This window comes from Pseudomonas shahriarae, from assembly GCF_014268455.2.
GTDB lineage: Bacteria > Pseudomonadota > Gammaproteobacteria > Pseudomonadales > Pseudomonadaceae > Aquipseudomonas > Aquipseudomonas shahriarae.
The window spans coordinates 5,941,988-5,959,606 of sequence record NZ_CP077085.1; the positions used below are offsets into that span (position 1 = coordinate 5,941,988).

At 60.1% G+C, this 17,619-nt stretch carries 16 protein-coding genes; 4 read left to right on the top strand and 12 right to left on the bottom strand.

Annotated elements, in window-relative coordinates; translation table 11 throughout:
• Positions 1 to 48: 48 nt before the first annotated feature.
• The gene (locus tag HU773_RS26755) at positions 49 to 1,407 is read right to left on the bottom strand and encodes a glutamine synthetase family protein (protein WP_029289457.1); all 1,359 of its coding nucleotides are present in this window, start codon (positions 1,405 to 1,407) and stop codon (positions 49 to 51) included.
• A 39-nt stretch (positions 1,408 to 1,446) separates the two neighbouring features.
• A complete protein-coding gene (locus tag HU773_RS26760; RefSeq protein WP_057960925.1) occupies positions 1,447 to 2,235 on the bottom strand; it encodes a gamma-glutamyl-gamma-aminobutyrate hydrolase family protein in 789 nt (262 codons plus the stop codon).
• Positions 2,236 to 2,513: 278 nt separating this feature from the next.
• Between HU773_RS26760 and HU773_RS26765 the strand changes: the two genes are divergently transcribed.
• Together HU773_RS26765 and HU773_RS26770 are read left to right on the top strand one after the other, a co-directional pair.
• Entirely contained in the window at positions 2,514 to 3,890 is a 1,377-nt protein-coding gene (locus tag HU773_RS26765) for a glutamine synthetase family protein (protein WP_057440427.1), read from the top strand.
• Positions 3,891 to 4,100: 210 nt separating this feature from the next.
• Positions 4,101 to 4,733, top strand: coding sequence for a TetR/AcrR family transcriptional regulator (locus tag HU773_RS26770; RefSeq protein ID WP_057440428.1), 633 nt, complete (start codon positions 4,101 to 4,103; stop codon positions 4,731 to 4,733).
• Between the two features lie 106 nt (positions 4,734 to 4,839).
• Here the strand turns inward: HU773_RS26770 and HU773_RS26775 are convergent, their stop codons facing one another.
• The 8 genes from HU773_RS26775 to HU773_RS26810 form a co-directional block, all read right to left on the bottom strand.
• Positions 4,840 to 5,055, bottom strand: a complete 216-nt coding sequence (locus HU773_RS26775) for a TOBE domain-containing protein (protein ID WP_003213899.1) — start codon at positions 5,053 to 5,055, stop codon at positions 4,840 to 4,842.
• Positions 5,056 to 5,082: 27 nt separating this feature from the next.
• Entirely contained in the window at positions 5,083 to 5,889 is an 807-nt protein-coding gene (gene ssuB, locus HU773_RS26780) for an aliphatic sulfonates ABC transporter ATP-binding protein (protein WP_057960926.1), read from the bottom strand.
• Entirely contained in the window at positions 5,886 to 6,674 is a 789-nt protein-coding gene (gene ssuC, locus HU773_RS26785) for an aliphatic sulfonate ABC transporter permease SsuC (RefSeq protein WP_029289469.1), read from the bottom strand. The genes ssuB and ssuC overlap by 4 nt, the downstream gene beginning before the upstream one ends.
• Positions 6,675 to 6,683: 9 nt before the next feature.
• Positions 6,684 to 7,832 carry an FMNH2-dependent alkanesulfonate monooxygenase gene (gene ssuD / locus HU773_RS26790; protein WP_057960927.1) on the bottom strand — a complete coding sequence of 383 codons (1,149 nt, stop codon included), beginning with the start codon at positions 7,830 to 7,832 and terminating at the stop codon, positions 6,684 to 6,686.
• Positions 7,833 to 7,857: 25 nt separating this feature from the next.
• Complete coding sequence (locus tag HU773_RS26795) at positions 7,858 to 8,826, bottom strand: sulfonate ABC transporter substrate-binding protein (protein WP_057960928.1); 969 nt, start codon at positions 8,824 to 8,826, stop codon at positions 7,858 to 7,860.
• A gap of 93 nt (positions 8,827 to 8,919) precedes the next feature.
• Positions 8,920 to 9,513 (bottom strand): NADPH-dependent FMN reductase, encoded by a 594-nt coding sequence (gene ssuE / locus HU773_RS26800; RefSeq protein ID WP_186624974.1) that lies wholly within the window; start codon positions 9,511 to 9,513, stop codon positions 8,920 to 8,922.
• 316 nt (positions 9,514 to 9,829) lie between these two features.
• Positions 9,830 to 10,468 (bottom strand): peroxiredoxin, encoded by a 639-nt coding sequence (locus HU773_RS26805; RefSeq protein WP_057960929.1) that lies wholly within the window; start codon positions 10,466 to 10,468, stop codon positions 9,830 to 9,832.
• 281 nt (positions 10,469 to 10,749) lie between these two features.
• Positions 10,750 to 12,075 carry an OprD family porin gene (locus tag HU773_RS26810; RefSeq protein ID WP_186624975.1) on the bottom strand — a complete coding sequence of 442 codons (1,326 nt, stop codon included), beginning with the start codon at positions 12,073 to 12,075 and terminating at the stop codon, positions 10,750 to 10,752.
• 369 nt (positions 12,076 to 12,444) lie between these two features.
• Here HU773_RS26810 and tauA point away from each other — a divergent pair, with 369 nt between their 5' ends.
• Positions 12,445 to 13,431, top strand: a complete 987-nt coding sequence (gene tauA, locus HU773_RS26815) for a taurine ABC transporter substrate-binding protein (protein WP_120734310.1) — start codon at positions 12,445 to 12,447, stop codon at positions 13,429 to 13,431.
• Positions 13,432 to 13,502: 71 nt separating this feature from the next.
• Here tauA and argA read toward each other — a convergent pair whose 3' ends face one another.
• Together argA and argE are read right to left on the bottom strand one after the other, a co-directional pair.
• A complete protein-coding gene (gene argA, locus HU773_RS26820) occupies positions 13,503 to 14,801 on the bottom strand; it encodes an amino-acid N-acetyltransferase (RefSeq protein WP_169989459.1) in 1,299 nt (432 codons plus the stop codon).
• A gap of 135 nt (positions 14,802 to 14,936) precedes the next feature.
• A complete protein-coding gene (argE, locus tag HU773_RS26825) occupies positions 14,937 to 16,085 on the bottom strand; it encodes an acetylornithine deacetylase (RefSeq protein WP_169960088.1) in 1,149 nt (382 codons plus the stop codon).
• 160 nt (positions 16,086 to 16,245) lie between these two features.
• Here argE and HU773_RS26830 point away from each other — a divergent pair, with 160 nt between their 5' ends.
• The gene (locus tag HU773_RS26830; RefSeq protein WP_120734311.1) at positions 16,246 to 17,613 is read left to right on the top strand and encodes a CYTH domain-containing protein; all 1,368 of its coding nucleotides are present in this window, start codon (positions 16,246 to 16,248) and stop codon (positions 17,611 to 17,613) included.
• Positions 17,614 to 17,619 lie beyond the last annotated feature (6 nt).

The window sequence follows — 17,619 nt, forward strand, 5'->3', positions numbered from 1 at the left end:
TCCAAAAAGTAGGTGAAGGTGCGGCCCATCCTGGCCGCACCCGGCGCATCAGACGGCGAAGAGCAGGAATTCCCGCTCCCACGAACTGATCACGCGCTTGAAGTTTTCATGCTCGGCCCGCTTGACCGCGACGTAGCCAGTGATGAATTTGTGACCCAGGTATTTCTCGATGGTCTTGCTGTTTTCCATGCGTTCCAGTGCATCTTCGATGGTCAACGGCAGGCGCAGGTTGCGTCGCTCGTAGCCACGACCGACCACCGGGGCGCTCGGGCTGATGCCTTCGACCATGCCGATATAACCGCACAGCAGGCTGGCGGCGATGGCCAGGTACGGGTTGGCATCGGCGCCCGGCAGGCGGTTTTCCACGCGGCGGTTCTGCGGGCCGGCATCCGGCACGCGCAGGCCCACGGTGCGGTTCTCTTCGCCCCACTCCACGTTCACCGGCGCCGAGGTGTCGGGCAGGAAGCGGCGGAACGAGTTGACGTTGGGCGCAAACAGCGGCAACAGCTCGGGGATGAACTTCTGCAGGCCACCGATGTGGTGCAGGAACAGCTCGCTCTTGGAGCCGTCCTCATTGGAGAACACATTTTTGCCGGTGGCGATATCAATGATGCTCTGGTGCAGGTGCATGGCACTGCCGGGCTCGCCGGTCATCGGCTTGGCCATAAAGGTGGCGGCCACGTTGTGCTTGAGCGCGGCTTCACGCATGGTGCGCTTGAACACCAGGATCTGGTCGGCCAGGGACAGGGCATCGCCGTGACGGAAGTTGATTTCCATCTGCGCCGTGCCGTCCTCGTGGATCAGGGTGTCCAGGTCCAGCTCCTGCAGCTCGCACCAGTCGTAGACGTCTTCGAACAGCGGGTCGAATTCGTTGGCCGCTTCTATAGAGAAGGACTGGCGACCGGTTTCCGGGCGGCCGGAACGGCCAATCGGCGGTTGCAACGGGAAGTCCGGGTCTTCGCAGCGCTTGGTCAGGTAGAACTCCATCTCCGGCGCCACGATGGGCTGCCAGCCTTTGTCGGCGTAGAGCTTGAGGACTTTCTTGAGCACGTTGCGCGGCGACAGCTCGATCGGGTTGCCTTGCTTGTCGTAGGTGTCGTGGATCACCTGGGCGGTGGGCTCGATGGCCCAGGGCACCAGGAACACCGCGTTCTGGTCGGGACGGCAGATCATGTCGATGTCGGCCGGGTCGAGCAATTCGTAATAGATGTCGTCTTCGACATAGTCGCCGGTCACGGTCTGCAACAGAACGCTCTCGGGCAGGCGCATGCCTTTTTCGGCAATGAACTTGTTGGTCGGCGAGATCTTGCCCCGGGTGATCCCCGTGAGGTCGCCAATCATGCATTCGACTTCTGTGATCTTGTGGTCTTTCAACCAATCGGTGAGCTGGTCGAGGTTGTTACTCATAAATGCCTCTGGGCTGGGTTTCCTGACATCCATTAAAGGTCAGGCGTTGTTTGACGCGTGTGCGTCTCTTTGTTTCGCCCGCGTTCGGCAGGCATCGCCAAATGCCTGGAAGATCGCGAGGTAGTACGGGTTGGAGCTTACCTGCCATTCGGGGTGCCATTGCACTCCTAATGCAAAAGCGTCTGCAAATGCCTTGCCCTGTTTGAGCGAAAAAGCCTCGATCAGGCCATCCGGCGCGGTCGCTTCGACCTGCAGGCCCGGCGCCAGGCGCTCAACGCCCTGGCTGTGGATCGAATTGACCTGGATCGTGGCCGGCAAGCCCAGGCCCGCCAATACCCCGCCCGGCGTGATCGCCACGGCGTGCGCCGGGCCGTACTGGATATCCAGCGGCTGGGTATCGTCTTCGCGATGATCAAGCATACCCGGCAACTCATGAACCTTCTGGTGCAGGCTGCCGCCCAGGGCCACGTTCATTTCCTGGAAGCCCCGGCAGATCCCCAGCACCGGCACACCTGCGGCAATCGCAGCACGAATCAGCGGCAGGGTGCTCTGGTCCCGTGCAGGATCATGAGCAGTCCCGGGCGCGCTGGCCGGACCGTCGTAATGATAGGGTTCGATATTGGAAGGGGAGCCGGTAAAGAGAATGCCATCCAGACCGTCAAGAATATTGGCCGGTTCGAACAGCTCCGCCAGGGACGGAATAATCAATGGCAGGCCCTTGGCAGCGACTGCCACGGCGCGGACGTATTTGTCGCCACTGATGTGATAAGCATGCAGACCAACCTGTTTGGAGCAGGCGGTGACGCCGATTAACGGCAGGCCAGACATGAAGCACCCCGGTATTATTGCTGTTATGGGTTTGAATCGAGCTTAGCCTTGTTCATTTTTTTACACAACACCCCCGTAAAAAATACAACACGGCCCGCTCAAGCCTGCTAGTCCCAAGCCGGTCAAACTGGAAAAACTGCCCAAAAAAGCCGCAAAAAACCCCTCAAGGCGCTTTTTTAGGGCAAAAAAGGCCTCGCTTGACTTCGGCAAGCCGTTCGGGTTGACTGAAACCAGAAAAGATCAATGATTGATATTTTTAACAACAAAGGTGTTGCATCATGTCGGTACCCCCGCGTGCCGTTCAGCTTAACGAAGCGAACGCGTTCCTTAAGGATCATCCTGAGGTTCTGTACGTAGACCTTCTAATTGCGGATATGAATGGTGTGGTGCGCGGTAAGCGCATCGAACGCACCAGCCTCCACAAGGTTTACGAGAAAGGCATCAACTTGCCGGCCTCTTTATTTGCCCTGGATATCAATGGCTCAACGGTGGAAAGCACCGGCCTGGGTCTGGACATCGGTGATGCTGACCGAATCTGTTATCCAATCCCCGACACCCTGTGCAATGAACCCTGGCAAAAGCGCCCTACCGCGCAACTGCTGATGACCATGCACGAACTTGAAGGTGAACCTTTCTTCGCCGATCCGCGCGAAGTGCTCCGCCAAGTTGTAACCAAGTTTGACGACATGGGCCTGACCATCTGCGCCGCCTTCGAGCTTGAGTTCTACCTGATCGACCAGGAGAACGTGAACGGCCGGCCACAACCTCCCCGCTCGCCGATTTCCGGCAAACGCCCGCACTCGACACAGGTCTACCTGATCGACGACCTCGACGAATACGTCGACTGCCTCCAGGACATTCTGGAAGGTGCCAAAGAGCAAGGCATCCCGGCTGACGCCATCGTCAAGGAAAGTGCCCCGGCGCAGTTCGAAGTGAACCTGCACCACGTCGCCGACCCGATCAAGGCGTGCGACTACGCGGTACTGCTCAAGCGTTTGATCAAGAACATTGCCTACGACCATGAGATGGACACCACCTTCATGGCCAAGCCTTACCCAGGCCAGGCCGGCAATGGTTTGCACGTGCATATTTCGATCCTGGACAAAGACGGCAAGAACATCTTTGCCAGCGAGGATCCCGAGCAGAACGCCGCATTGCGTCACGCGATCGGCGGTGTGCTGGAGACCCTGCCTGCACAAATGGCCTTCCTGTGCCCCAACGTCAACTCCTACCGTCGTTTCGGCGCACAGTTCTACGTGCCGAACTCGCCGTGCTGGGGCCTGGACAACCGCACCGTGGCGATTCGCGTACCGACCGGCTCGTCCGACGCCGTCCGTATCGAACACCGCGTGGCCGGCGCCGATGCCAACCCTTACCTGCTGATGGCTTCGGTCCTGGCGGGCGTGCACCACGGTCTGACCAACAAGATCGAACCTGGCGCACCGGTGGAAGGCAACAGCTACGAGCAGAACGAGCAAAGCCTGCCGAACAACCTGCGCGATGCCCTGCGCGAGTTGGACGACAGCGAGGTGATGGCCAAGTACATCGACCCGAAATACATCGATATCTTCGTCGCCTGTAAGGAAAGTGAGCTGGAGGAGTTTGAACACTCCATCTCCGACCTTGAGTACAACTGGTACCTGCATACCGTGTAAGCGGATGCTGCAACAAATGAACGCTGCAGGCTTATGGCCTGCGGCGTTTTTTATGGCCTGCTATCTCGTTCCTACGCTCTGCGTGGGAATGCAGCCCGTGGTGCTCTGCGTCACAACAGCGGACGCAGAGCGTCCTAAGAGGCGTGCCCACGCAGAGCGTGGGAACGATCAAGGTCGCGTACAATGCCCGCTGCCCTGTAGGAGACATCCATGACCCGCCCCGCCGCCCCTCGCAAACCCCGCGCCCGCAGCCAGGCCCGGATCGACGCGATCCTCGATGCTGCCCGCACCCTGCTGGCCGCCGAAGGCGTGGCCAGTCTGTCGATTTACAGCGTGGCCGAACGGGCGCAGATTCCGCCGTCATCGGTGTATCACTTTTTCGCCAGCGTCCCGGCCTTGCTCGAAGCCCTGACCGCTGACATTCACGCCGCCTTCCGCGCCGCGCTGCAAGCCCCCATCGACCACGACAGCCTGCACCACTGGCGCGACCTGTCGCGCCTGGTGGAGTTGCGCATGCTGGCGATCTACAGCAAGGACGCCGCCGCCCGCCAACTGATCCTCGCCCAGCACGGCCTCACCGAAGTGACCCAGGCCGACCGCCAGCATGACCTGGAGTTGGGGGACTTGATGCAGCAAGTGTTCAACCGCCACTTTGAAGTGCCGGTGCTGCCGGCGGATGTGGACGTGTTTGCCCTGGCGCTGGAGCTGAGCGACCGCGTGTATGCACGCTCGGTGCATCAGCATGGGCAGATCACCCCGCGCATGGCGGAGGAAGGGATGCGGGTGTTTGATGCGTATGTGGGGCTTTATTTGCCGGTGTTTTTGCCCAAGCGCCCTCAATGATCGTTCCCACGCTCTGCGTGGGAACGCCTCATAGGACGCTCTGCGTCCGCTCTTGTGACGCAGAGCGTCACGGGGTGCATTCCCATGCAGAGCGTGGGAACGATCATCACAGTTTAGCGATCGACACCTCGGTGGATTTCACAAAGGCAATCACTTCACTGCCAATCACCAGCTCCAGCTCTTTCACCGAGCGGGTGGTGATCACCGACGTGACGATACCGGACGCGGTCTGCACGTCGATTTCCGACAGTACGTCGCCTTCGACGATTTCCTTGATGGTGCCTTTGAACTGGTTACGCACGTTGATCGCTTTGATAGTCATGGTGTTATTCCTCAAGGGACAAGTGAGTTAGTGCGCCCAACGCAACTGCGTAGGCAACGGTGAAACAGGTTCCGGCTCAGGCGGCGTGCCGGGCAGTGACAGCACACGGTTAAGCACTTCGGTTTCCAGGGCCGCCAGGCGATGGGAGCCACGGACCCGCGGGCGCGGTAGTTCGACGTGCAGGTCGAGGCCGATTTCGCCGTCTTCGATCAGGATCACCCGATCGGCAATGGCCACGGCTTCGCTGACGTCATGGGTCACCAGCAACACGGTAAACCCGTGTTTGCGCCACAGGTTCTCGATCAGTTGCTGCATCTCGATCCGGGTCAGGGCATCCAGCGCGCCCAAGGGTTCATCCAGCAGTAACAGGCGCGGTTGGTGAATCAAGGCGCGGGCCAGGGCCACCCGTTGTTTCTGGCCACCGGACAACACCGCTGGCCATTCATCGGCACGCTCGGCCAGGCCGACCGCTTCCAAGGCCTCCATGGCCTGGGGTCGCCAGTTGCCCTTAAGGCCCAGGCCGACGTTATCAATGATCTTTTTCCACGGCAGCAGGCGCGCTTCCTGGAACATCAGCCGCGTGTCTTCCAGGGCTTCGCTCAACGCTGCAGAGCCGGCCAGCAACTCGCCGCTGCTGGCTTCATCCAGGCCGGCCAGCAGGCGCAGCAAGGTACTTTTGCCGCAGCCGCTGCGCCCGACCACGGCGACAAATTGACCCGCCGGAATATGCAGGTCGATGCCCTTGAGCACCTCCCGCGCGCCAAATGCCTTGCGCAATGTGCGCACCGCCAACGGGATGCCCCGCAGCAGACGTGGAGGTTGTTGGGCGGTCATGCCGCACCTCCTTTATGCACTTGATAGGCCGGATGCCAGCGCAGCCAAACCCGCTCCAGGCCACGCGCGGCAAGGTCCGCCAACTTGCCGAGTACCGCGTACAGCACAATCGCCAGCACCACCACGTCGGTTTGCAGGAACTCCCGGGCATTCATCGCCAGGTAGCCAATACCGGAACTGGCAGAGATGGTTTCCGCAACGATCAGCGTCAGCCACATAAAGCCCAGGGCAAAACGCACCCCCACCAGGATCGAGGGCAAGGCCCCGGGCAGGATCACCTGGCGAAACAGGCTGAAGCCCGACAAACCATAACTGCGTGCCATCTCCACCAGCGCCGGGTCGACGTTGCGGATACCGTGATAGGTGTTGAGGTAGATCGGGAACAGCGTGCCGAGGGCGACCAGGAAAATCTTCGCCGTTTCATCAATGCCAAACCACAGAATCACCAGCGGGATCAGCGCCAGGTGCGGCACGTTGCGAATCATCTGCACCGAGCTGTCCAGCAGGCGCTCACCCCATTTCGACAGGCCGGTGATAAACCCCAGGGCCAGGCCGATGCCGCCGCCGATCACAAAACCGAGGCCGGCGCGCCAGCCGCTGATGGCCAGGTGCGTCCAGATTTCACCGCTGCTGACCAGGTGCACCCCGGCTGCAATCACCGCGCTGGGGGCCGGCAGAATCCGTGTCGACAACCAGCCCGCCGACACCGACAACTGCCACACCGCCAGCAACAGGATCGGCAGCGCCCACGGTGCCAGTCGATGCAAAATCCGCTGACTGTTCATGACGGCGCCTCAGCTCTGCGACGCGGCTTTGGGAAGAATGTCGTTGGCCACCATTTCGCCAAACGGGCTGACGTAGCCGGCGCTTTTCGGCAGCTCGGGACGTTCGATATCCAGGTGCGGGAACAGCAGCTCCGCGACCCGGTACGACTCTTCCAGATGGGGATAGCCAGAGAAGATAAAGGTGTCGATGCCCAGGTCCGCGTACTCCTTGACCCGCGCCGCCACGGTCGGCCCGTCGCCCACCAGCGCCGTGCCGGCCCCGCCGCGTACCAGGCCGACGCCGGCCCACAGGTTGGGGCTGACTTCGAGGTTGTCGCGACTGCCACCATGCAGGGCGGCCATGCGTTGCTGGCCCACCGAATCAAAGCGCGCCAGGGATGCCTGGGCCCGCGCAATGGTGTCGTCGTCCAGATGGGAGATCAGTTTGTCGGCGGCTTTCCATGCCTCCTCGTTGGTTTCACGCACGATCACATGCAAGCGAATACCGAAGCGCACGGTGCGCCCGAGCTTGGCCGCCTTGGCCCGCACCTGTTCGATTTTTTCCGCCACCGCAGCCGGCGGTTCGCCCCAGGTCAGGACCATTTCCACTTGTTCGGCTGCCAGGTCCTGGGCCGCTTCGGAAGAGCCGCCGAAATACAGCGGCGGCCGAGGTTGCTGGATCGGCGGGTACAGCAGCTTGGCGCCTTTGACGCTGATGTGCTGGCCGTCGTAGTCCACGGTTTCGCCTTCCAGCACGCGACGCCAGATGCGGGTGAATTCCACCGAGGCCTGGTAACGCTCCTCATGGCTGAGGAACAGACCGTCGCCGGCCAACTCCTCCGGATCACCGCCGGTCACCAGGTTGAACAGCGCCCGGCCACCGGACAGCCGGTCCAGGGTCGCCGCCTGCCGCGCCGCCACTGTCGGGGAAATGATCCCGGGGCGCAGAGCGACAAGAAACTTCAAACGCTGGGTCACCGGGATCAACGAGGCGGCCACCAGCCACGAGTCTTCGCAGGAGCGTCCGGTAGGGATCAACACCCCGCCAAAGCCCAGGCGATCAGCGGCCTGGGCCACCTGTTGCAGATAGCCGTGATCCACGGCACGAGCGCCTTCAGCGGTGCCCAGATAATGGCCGTCGCCATGGGTAGGCAGGAACCAGAAAATAGTGAGGCTCATGGAGTTGTCTCCTGAAGAAATCGGATTACGGCGCTTTGGCAACGCTCGCAGGTGGCGTCCAGATCACGTCCTTGATGCTCAAGGGCTTGGGAATCAATTTGAGTTGGTAGAAGCTGTCGGCGATTTTCTGCTGGGCGGCGACCACTGCCGGGGTCAGGAACAGCGCGCCGTAGCCTTGGCGCTTCACCGAAGTCAGGGTGATGTCCGCCGGCAGGCCGAGCAGCGGTGCGACTTGCTCAGTGACTTCCTTGGGGTTGGCCTTGGACCATTCGCCCACGGCGCGCACTTCCTCAATCAGCGCCTTGATCACCTCGGGGTGTTTTTCGGTGTAAGGCTTGGTGGCCAGGTAGAACTGGTGGTTATCGGCAATGCCGGTGGCGTCACGCAGGGTGCGGGCTTGCAGTTGCTTCTCGGCAGCCGCCTGGTACGGGTCCCAGATGACCCAGGCGTCGACACTGCCACGCTCGAAGGCGGCACGGGCGTCGGCGGGCGGCAGGAACACGGTCTGTACGTCGGTGTATTTCAGGCCTGCGTCTTCCAGGGCGCGCACCAGCAGGTAATGCACGTTGGAGCCCTTATTGAGCACGACTTTCTTGCCCTTGAGCTCGGCCACCGATGTGATCGGCGAGTCCTTGTGTACCAGGATGGCTTCGCTGGTCGGCGCTGGCGGTTCGTAGGCCACATAGAGCAGATCGGCACCGGCGGCCTGGGCGAACACCGGCGGAGTCTCGCCGGTGACGCCAAAGTCGATGGAGCCCACATTCAGCCCTTCCAGCAACTGCGGGCCGCCGGGAAATTCGGTCCACTGCACGTTCACGCCCTGGTCAGCCAGGCGTTTTTCCAGGGTGCCCTTGGCTTTGAGCAGCACCAGGGTGCCGTACTTCTGATAACCGATCCGCAGGGTTTCTGCGGCTTGGGCTTGAACAGTGGCGCCGAAGGACACAGCCGCAGCAAACAGTGCGACCAGGCCCCGACGCAAGATGACAGTGCGCATGGCGCTCTCCAAATTGACGATGAGGGTTGTGGCTGCACCTGCTTGGCCGTTGGCGGCTGAGTAAGGTGAGGGTTTCTGGTATTCGGGTTCGGCTTAGATGCTCCAGCGAGCACTCAACAAACGTTCATTCAACACATGGGGGTCCAGCGGTTGCGGGCGGCGAGCCATGGCGCTGTAGAACTGCTCCAGGGCTTCGCTCAAGCGTTGCTCAAGGATCGGCACCAACTGCGCCTGGGCACTGCCTTCGCCGTAGGCGATCTGGCTGTCTTCGGCAAAAATCCCGTGCAGCAGCTCCTGGGCTTTCAGCGCCGACAGCACTGGTTTCAAGGCGTAATCCACCACCAACATGTGGGCAATGCTGCCGCCGGTGGCCATGGGCAACACTACTTTGTGGGCCAGGGCCCGTTCCGGTAGCAGGTCGAGGACGGTTTTCAACGCGCCGGAAAACGAGGCCTTGTACACCGGCGTGGCAATCACCAGACCATCGGCATTGGCCACTTGGGCCAGCAGGTCGAGCACCTTCGGGCTGTCAAAGCGGGCATACAGCAAATCTTCGGCCGGGAAGTCCCGCACCTGATAACTCACCACTTCCACGCCTTGCTGCTGCAACCAGCGCCGGGAATGATCCAGCAAGACCCCGGAGCGGGAACGCTGACTGGGACTGCCACCAAGTGTTACGACCAGCATCTGGAGTTTCCTTGAGCAAGTGTCGGCGGTTCGCAGTGCAGCGATGGCGCCAAGATGGAACAGACCATATCAGCAGATTTATATATCTATAAATCTTATTTATTCATTTGTTTATTCTTAAATTGCATATGAGAAAGAGCATTCGGCGGGCGAAAAAAAAGGCCGTCGAAACGGCCTGAAAACCCCTGCTATGTAAGTCCTGAAATGCGATTAACTTGTGGGAGCGGGCTTGCTCGCGATTGCGGCGTATCAGTCAGCACATTTCTTGCTGAACCACCGCATTCGCGAGCAAGCCCGCTCCCACATTGGATTCGGGTTACCGGTTGGGCTGCGGGGTCAGCCGCAGATAGGGCTTAACCGCACGATAGCCCTTGGGAAAGCGTTTCTTGATCTCGTCCTCATCCTTGAGCGAAGGCACGATCACCACCTCATCACCGTCCTGCCAGTTGGCCGGCGTCGCGACCTTGTAGTTGTCGGTCAGTTGCAGCGAGTCAATGACCCGCAGGATTTCATGGAAGTTACGCCCGGTGCTGGCCGGGTAGGTGATGGTCAGGCGAATCTTTTTGTTCGGGTCGATCACGAACAGCGAACGCACAGTAAGCGTGTCATTGGCATTGGGATGGATCAGGTCGTACAGGTCCGAGACCTTGCGGTCGGCATCGGCCAAGATCGGGAAGTTGACGACGGTGTGCTGGGTCTCGTTGATGTCCTCGATCCACTTGTGGTGGGAGTCCACCGGATCCACCGACAGGGCAATGGCCTTGACCCCACGGTTGGCGAACTCGTCCTTGAGCTTGGCGGTAAAACCCAGCTCGGTGGTGCACACCGGGGTGAAGTCCGCCGGGTGGGAAAACAACACACCCCAGCTGTCGCCCAGCCACTCGTGGAAACGAATCTTGCCGGCGCTGGAATCCTGTTCAAAGTCGGGGGCGATATCGCCCAGTCTGAGGCTCATGGTGTGGCTCCTGATGAGTGCTTATGGGAACCACTGTGCCTGTGCTGAAGAATTTTTAAAAAGAATAAATATCAATTTATTTAGACGATATAGGAATATTAAAAGTCTGTTCACTGGACCGCGGCAGAAGCGTAGACCAACATGCACCCATGGTTCGAGAAGGCCTTGAGACGCTGTAAAAAAGAGGGATTCAGGAAGGGCTTGCGGGGGTGAGCCTGACTTGTGCAAAACGAGCAAAAAAAAACCTCGCGTTTATCGCGAGGTTTTTTTCTTAACTTGGCTTACAGGAAGCTGTAAGTGTAGTTAAAGATCAGACGAGTCTGATCCTGATCCTGAATGCCGGTACCGCTACCGCGGTAGACACCATGACGCAGCGTAGTACCGAAACCTTTCAGCGCGCCCTGTTGAATGGTGTAGTCGACACGCATATCGCGTTCCCACTCGGACTGATCGCTGCCACCGTTCTTGGCTTTGATGTTGTCGCCATGCAGGTAAGCAATCGAGGTTTTCAAACCTGGAACGCCCAATGCAGCGAAGTCATAGGAGTACTGGCCGAAGGTGGTGTTTTCACCCGCACGCACGAAGGAGTTGATCATGCTGTCGGTGAAGAGGTAGAAACTGGAACCCCCGGCACCTTCGTTACGGCCATTGCCGTCAACCACACCGCCCTGGTTCAACCAAACGAAACCGCCGTCATCGTTGACACGCTGATGACCGACCATGAACGCGCTGCCACCCAGGGAGTAGGTGAACATGGCGCTCCAGGTTTTGTTATTAACCTCGCCAGCATCCTTCGCGTAACCACCATTGTTGTTGAACTGGTAGCCAGCCTGACCGTTCTTACCGTCGGAGCTGCTATCGAAGTAGCGCACGTCGGTTTTGAACGACTGGCCTTCGGTGATCGGGTAGACGTGAACCAGACCCAGGAAGTGCTGCTTATAGAAGTCTTCCAGGTTGGCGTAGTAGTACTGCAAGGTCAGGTCTTTGGTGACCTTCCAGTCAGCACCACCATAACGGAACTGGTTGCTTTCCTGACTAGCACCGGCAACAGACAGGCCCGTGCTGTTGGTCGAAGCACGCCCGGTAGCGTGCTCAAGCTGACCGGCGTTGAACGTTACATTGTCGATTTCTTTGGAGGTGATAGTGCCACCGTCAAAGGTTTGTGGCAGCAGACGACCATCGCTTGCGATCACGACCGGCAGGTTTGGCGCCAGAGCGCCACCCAGGTGGGCTTCGGTCTTGGAGAAGCGGGCTTTGACGTTGGCGCTCGCGCTGCTCCAATTGCTCACAGCCGAACCGTCGGTGTCGCTTGGAACGAAAGAGTTGTTGTCTGGGTGATGACCACGGCCACCGTCCAGGTGAATGCCGACCAATGCCTGGGCATCAATACCAAAACCAACGGTGCCCTCAGTGAAACCAGACTGGACGTTGAACTTCAGGCCAGTGGCCGTTTCGCGCTGGTCAGCACCGCCTTCGCGTTGATCGTTATCAAAATACAGGGTCCGAGAACTGACGGATGCCTTGGTGTCTTCAACAAAACCAGCGGCGCCTGCTTGCTGAGCCAAAACCCCAGCCGCGATGGCGAACGCCAATGTGGACTTCTTCATGTACCGCTCCTCTCGTTTCTAATTTTTGTAGTTCTTTGGTCTCGGGTCTGACGCCCTCGATCCACAGATGCGCGATTAGCGCCAGATAGTGACTGACAAGTCAATCGTAACCTTGTGTGTCTACTACTTTCGTCTAACCGCAGTTGATTTGGTCCTTGCAGGGTAATGAGTTTTTCATACACCCAAAAAGAATTATTTCATCCTTTTTCATACTATTCAGGAATAACACTTTCCATGGAGCAACTAGCCCGCAGTGGGGTATCGCTCCATAAGCTAATTCCCAAAGGGTATTTGTTGGCCATTTTTTAGATCGTTTAGTGTGAGCAGAATCTTGCACACGTCACTCACGATCAAAAAGGCGACGCCATCATGGCCAAACGCGCATCCTCTAGTCAATTTGTTACAGTTTTACTATCGCTTACACTTTCTATTGGCGTGCAGGCAGCCAACCTCACCATCGGCTACCAGACCGGCATTGATCCGAGCAAAGTGCCCCAGGCCGATGGTCTTTACGAACAAGCCATTGGCGAGAAAATCGACTGGCGCCGCTTCAACAGTGGCCCGCAAGTCATCACCGCGATTGCCTCAGGCGATGTGCAGATCGGCAATCTCGGCTCCAGCCCGTTGGCGGCCGCCGCATCCCGTAATCTACCCATTGTGGCGTTCATCGTATCGGCTCAAATCAATAGTTCTGAAGCTTTGGTAGTGCGTAACGGTAGCCAAATTGACGCACCCAAGGACCTGATCGGCAAAACCATTGCCACTCCTTTTGTCTCCACATCCCACTACAGCCTGCTCGGGGCCTTGAAACACTGGGGCCTGGACACCCGCCAGGTGAAAGTGGTGAACCTGCAACCGGCGCAAATTGCCGCAGCCTGGAAACGCGGGGATATCGACGGCGCCTTTGTCTGGTCGCCGGCCCTGGGAGAAATCCGCAAGACCGGCAAGACGTTGACCGACGCCACCGAGGTGGGCCAATGGGGCGCGCCGACGTTCGAGGTGTGGGTAGTGCGCAAGGACTTTGCCGAGAAACATCCGGAGGTCGTGGCCAAGTTTGCCAAGATCACCCTGGATTCGTTTGCCGACTATGCCGCCAATAAAAGCAGCTGGACGGTGGATTCCGCCCCGGTGCAAAAGATCGCTCGGTTGACAGGTGCAAATGCTGCGGATATCCCGGAACTGCTGGAAGGCAGCACCTTCCCCGATGCACAGGCGCAGCGAACCGACGCCTTGCTCAATGGTGGGACAGCCAAGGCCATTGGGGAGACGGCGAAGTTTCTTAAGGAACAAGGGAAAGTAGAGACCGTGTTACCGGACTATTCGGCCTATGTGACCGGAAAATTCATCAAAGAATAAACCCGGACAAAGAATGTGGGAGCGGGCTTGCCCGCTCCCACATTAGGTATTGGGTGTACCGAATACCGTGTTTACAGGGTCTTTTCGAAGATCTTCGAGTTACGCTGGAAGTTGTACAACGAGGCCCGCGCCGACGGCAGGCGATCCACGCTGCTCGGCACAAAGCCGCGCTCGCGGAACCAGTGGGCGGTGCGGGTCGTCAGCACGAACAAGGTCTTCAAGCCTTGGGTGCGGGCGCGGGTTTCGATGCGCTCCAACAGCTCATCGCCACGGCCGCCATGGCGATACTCCGGATTGACCGCCAGGCACGCCAGTTCGCCAGCATCCGAGTCGGCAATCGGGTACAGCGCAGCGCAGGCGATGATCATGCCTTCGCGTTCCACTACGCTGAATTGCTCGATTTCCCGCTCCAGCACTTCCCGGGAGCGGCGTACCAGAATGCCCTGTTCTTCCAGTGGGCTGATCAGGTCCAGCAAGCCGCCGACATCTTCAATCGCCGCCTCACGCACCAGTTCGAACTGCTCCTGGGCCACCAGGGTACCGCCGCCGTCGCGGGTAAAAAGCTCGGTCAACAGCGCACCGTCCTCGACATAACTGACGATATGGCTGCGCCCCACGCCCCCACGACAGGCCTCGGCCGCCGCATCCAGCAGTTCGGCCTGGTAATTGTTGCCCAGGCGCTGCAGGTGCACCGGTACTTGTTGCGGGCGCAGTTCGCGCACCAGCCGGCCGTTTTCGTCGATCAGGCCCAGGTCTGCGCCAAACAGCAGCAGCTTGTCGGCGCCCAGGTCGATGGCGGCGCGGGTGGCCACATCTTCACAGGCCAGGTTGAAAATCTCCCCGGTCGGCGAATAGCCCAGGGGCGACAGGACGACAATGGAGCGTTCGTCGAGCAGGCGGTTGATACCCTTGCGGTCGACCCGGCGCACTTCGCCGGTGTGGTGGTAGTCGATGCCGTCCAGCACGCCGATAGGCCGCGCGGTCACCAGGTTGCCGCTGGCCACCCGCAGGCGCGAGCCCTGCATCGGCGAGGACGCCATGTCCATGGACAGCCGCGCTTCGATAGCGATACGCAGGTGGCCGACCGCGTCGATCACGCACTCCAGGGTCGCGGCATCGGTGATGCGCATCCCATCGTGGTAATGCGGGGTCAGGCCGCGAGCGGCGAGGCGGGTTTCGATTTGCGGGCGCGAACCATGCACCAGTACCAGGCGCACGCCGAGGCTGTGCAGCAGCACCAGGTCATGGACGATATTGCCGAAGTTGGGGTGATCCACACCATCACCCGGCAGCATGACCACAAAGGTGCAGTCACGGTGGGCATTGATGTAGGGCGAAGCGTGGCGAAGCCAATTGACGTATTCGGGCATAAAACCTGGGCCTGTAATAAAAAGCAGCCAAAAAAGGATGAATCGCTAAACGCACAGCGGGCTGATGGTTATCGTCGGAACAGGCTTGGCGACACGCTCGCTCTCCTTTTAAGTACGGGATGCAATGGGGTTAATTTATGCAGGCTTGAGGCAGTAATGTTCAATCAATTCCCGCAATAGACGCACTGTAGGCGTCAAGCGTGACATTTCAAGGTACTCGCCCGGCTGGTGGGCGCAGGCGATGTCCCCAGGGCCGAGTACCAGGGTTTCACAACCAAGGCGCTGAAGATAAGGCGCTTCAGTGCCGAACGCTACTGCTTCGGCACGATGACCGGTCAATCGTTCCGCGACCCGCACCAGTTCGGCGTCTTCAGGCTGCTCGAAGGGCGGTACTTCGGGGAACAGCGGCGCGTAGTCGATCTGCACCTGATGGCGCTCGGCGATGGGCCGCAGTTTCTGGCGGATGGCCTCGCGCAACACCTGGGGATCCATGCCGGGCAAGGGCCGCAGGTCGAACTCCAGGGAGCACTGGCCGCAAATGCGATTGGGGTTATCGCCACCGTGGATGCAGCCGAAATTCAAGGTCGGCTGGGGCACACTGAACTGTGGGTTGCGGTACTCCCGTTGCCAGGCCAGGCGCAGGCCGCGCAGCTCGCCCATGGCGTCATGCATGGCTTCGAGGGCGCTGTGGCCCAGGCTCGGGTCCGACGAATGGCCGCTGCGGCCGAGGATATCAATGCGTTCCATCATCACGCCTTTGTGCAGGCGGATCGGCTTGAGGCCTGTGGGCTCGCCAATCACCGCGGCACGCCCCAGCGGGCGTCCGGCTGCAGCCAGGGCGCGGGCGCCGGCCATGGAGCTTTCTTCATCACAGGTGGCGAGAATCAGCAGCGGCTGCTTGAACGGTTGATCCAACAGCGGCAGGACCGCTTCGATGGCCAGCGCGAAAAACCCCTTCATGTCGCAGCTACCCAGCCCTACCCAACGGCCGTCGACTTCCGTCAGCTTCAGCGGATCGGTCTGCCACAGCGCTTCATCGTACGGCACCGTATCGCTGTGCCCCGCCAGCACCAGGCCACCGGGGCCGCTGCCGAAGCTGGCCAACAGGTTGAATTTGCCGGGGCTGACTTGCTGGATATCGCAGGCAAAACCCAGGTCGCCGAGCCAGGTGGCAAGCAAGTCGATCACCGGGCGGTTGGTCTGGTCGAGAGACGCTTGGGTACAACTGACAGAGGGCGCGGCAATCAGGGCGGCAAATTGTTCTTTCATGGACGGTAAAGGCATGCGCTGTCTCTCAACTTCCACAGATGAAACCCATCATAGAACCATCTGCGCTGCACAATAAACCCGTTGCGGCACGTTGCCCGGCTCAGTCCTGTACACTGCACGACCTTGGCAGCCACCTATTCTCCCGGCTGCACTCCCGATCCTGGATGTTCCGGCCATGCAAAAAGAAACCGAAATCAAGCTCCGCGTCAGTCGCGAGACCCTCGCCGCGCTGCGTGAGCACCCGCTCCTGAAAAAACGCAACAAAAGTGGCTGGGAACGCCGTGAGTTGATGAACCAGTACTTCGACACCCCCGAGCGCGACCTGGCCCAGGCCAAGGTTGCCCTGCGCCTGCGCAAGGATGGCGACGAAGTGATCCAGACCCTCAAGACCCGCGGCCACAGCGTTGCCGGCTTGTCGGAGCGTAATGAATACGACTGGAAACTGGCCAAGGCCAAGCTCGACGTGAAAAAACTCGACGGCGAATGCTGGCCCGAGCAACTGGCCGAGCTGGACAAAAAGACCCTCAAGCCGATCTTCACCACCGACTTCGTGCGTGAACGTGCCGAGATCGCCTGGGGCCGTGGCAAGGCCAAGGTGGTGATCGAAGCCGCCCTGGACCTGGGCCATGTGATTGCCGGCAAGCAGAAGGAAGAAATCTGCGAGCTGGAGCTGGAGCTGCGCGAAGGCGAACCTGCCGCCCTGCTGGAACTGGCTGCCGAACTGGCCCAGACCCTGGCGCTGATGCCCTGCGATATCAGCAAGGCCGAGCGCGGTTATCGCCTGTTCGACGCCAACAGCTATTCCCTGAGCCTGCCGGCCCCGCAACTGCAACCAGAAATGCCCCTGGACGACGCCTTCGCCGCGCTGACCTGGCATTTGCTGGGCAGCAGCCAGCGCCTGGCCGAACAGTACCGTTTCAACGGGCACTGGCGCCTGTTGCAGGACTGGGTAGACAACCTCGCCGAAATGCGCGCCCTGATCGGCAGCCTTGGCCAGGCCGCGCCACGCCAATCCACCAGCGAACTGCGCAGCGCCCTCGACGCCCTGCTGGAAGACTGGCGCCCGCTGGTCCAGGCCGGTGAAGACGATGAAGACGTGCGCAAGGCCGCGCCGGAACAGTTCCTCGAAGAATTGACCGACGTGCGCTGGGGCCTGTTCTCACTGAACACGTCCCGCTGGCTGCTGGCCCGCACCTGGACCCTGGAGCGCAATGTGCGCGGCAACCGCCAAGGTGCGGCCCAGGTCGCCAACTGGCTGCCACGTCTGCTGGCCGACGAAGCCGTCGCCCTGCGCCTGCCGCGCTACCAGCAACAGCCGGAAGACCTGGCCGAGCAACTGCCGCGCATCGAGCGTCTGCAGGCCTGGCTGCACCATGCCCGTCACCTGCTGGAGGTTCCAGAACTGGATCGCTTGTACGGTGAACTGAACAAGTTGGCGGTACTGGCCAACCAGCCGATCACCGATGAGTCGCTGGATGCGCGGATGCATCAGGTGATTGCGGTGTATCAGAACCGTGCCTGGAAGACCTTGTTGCGCATGTAAGATTGC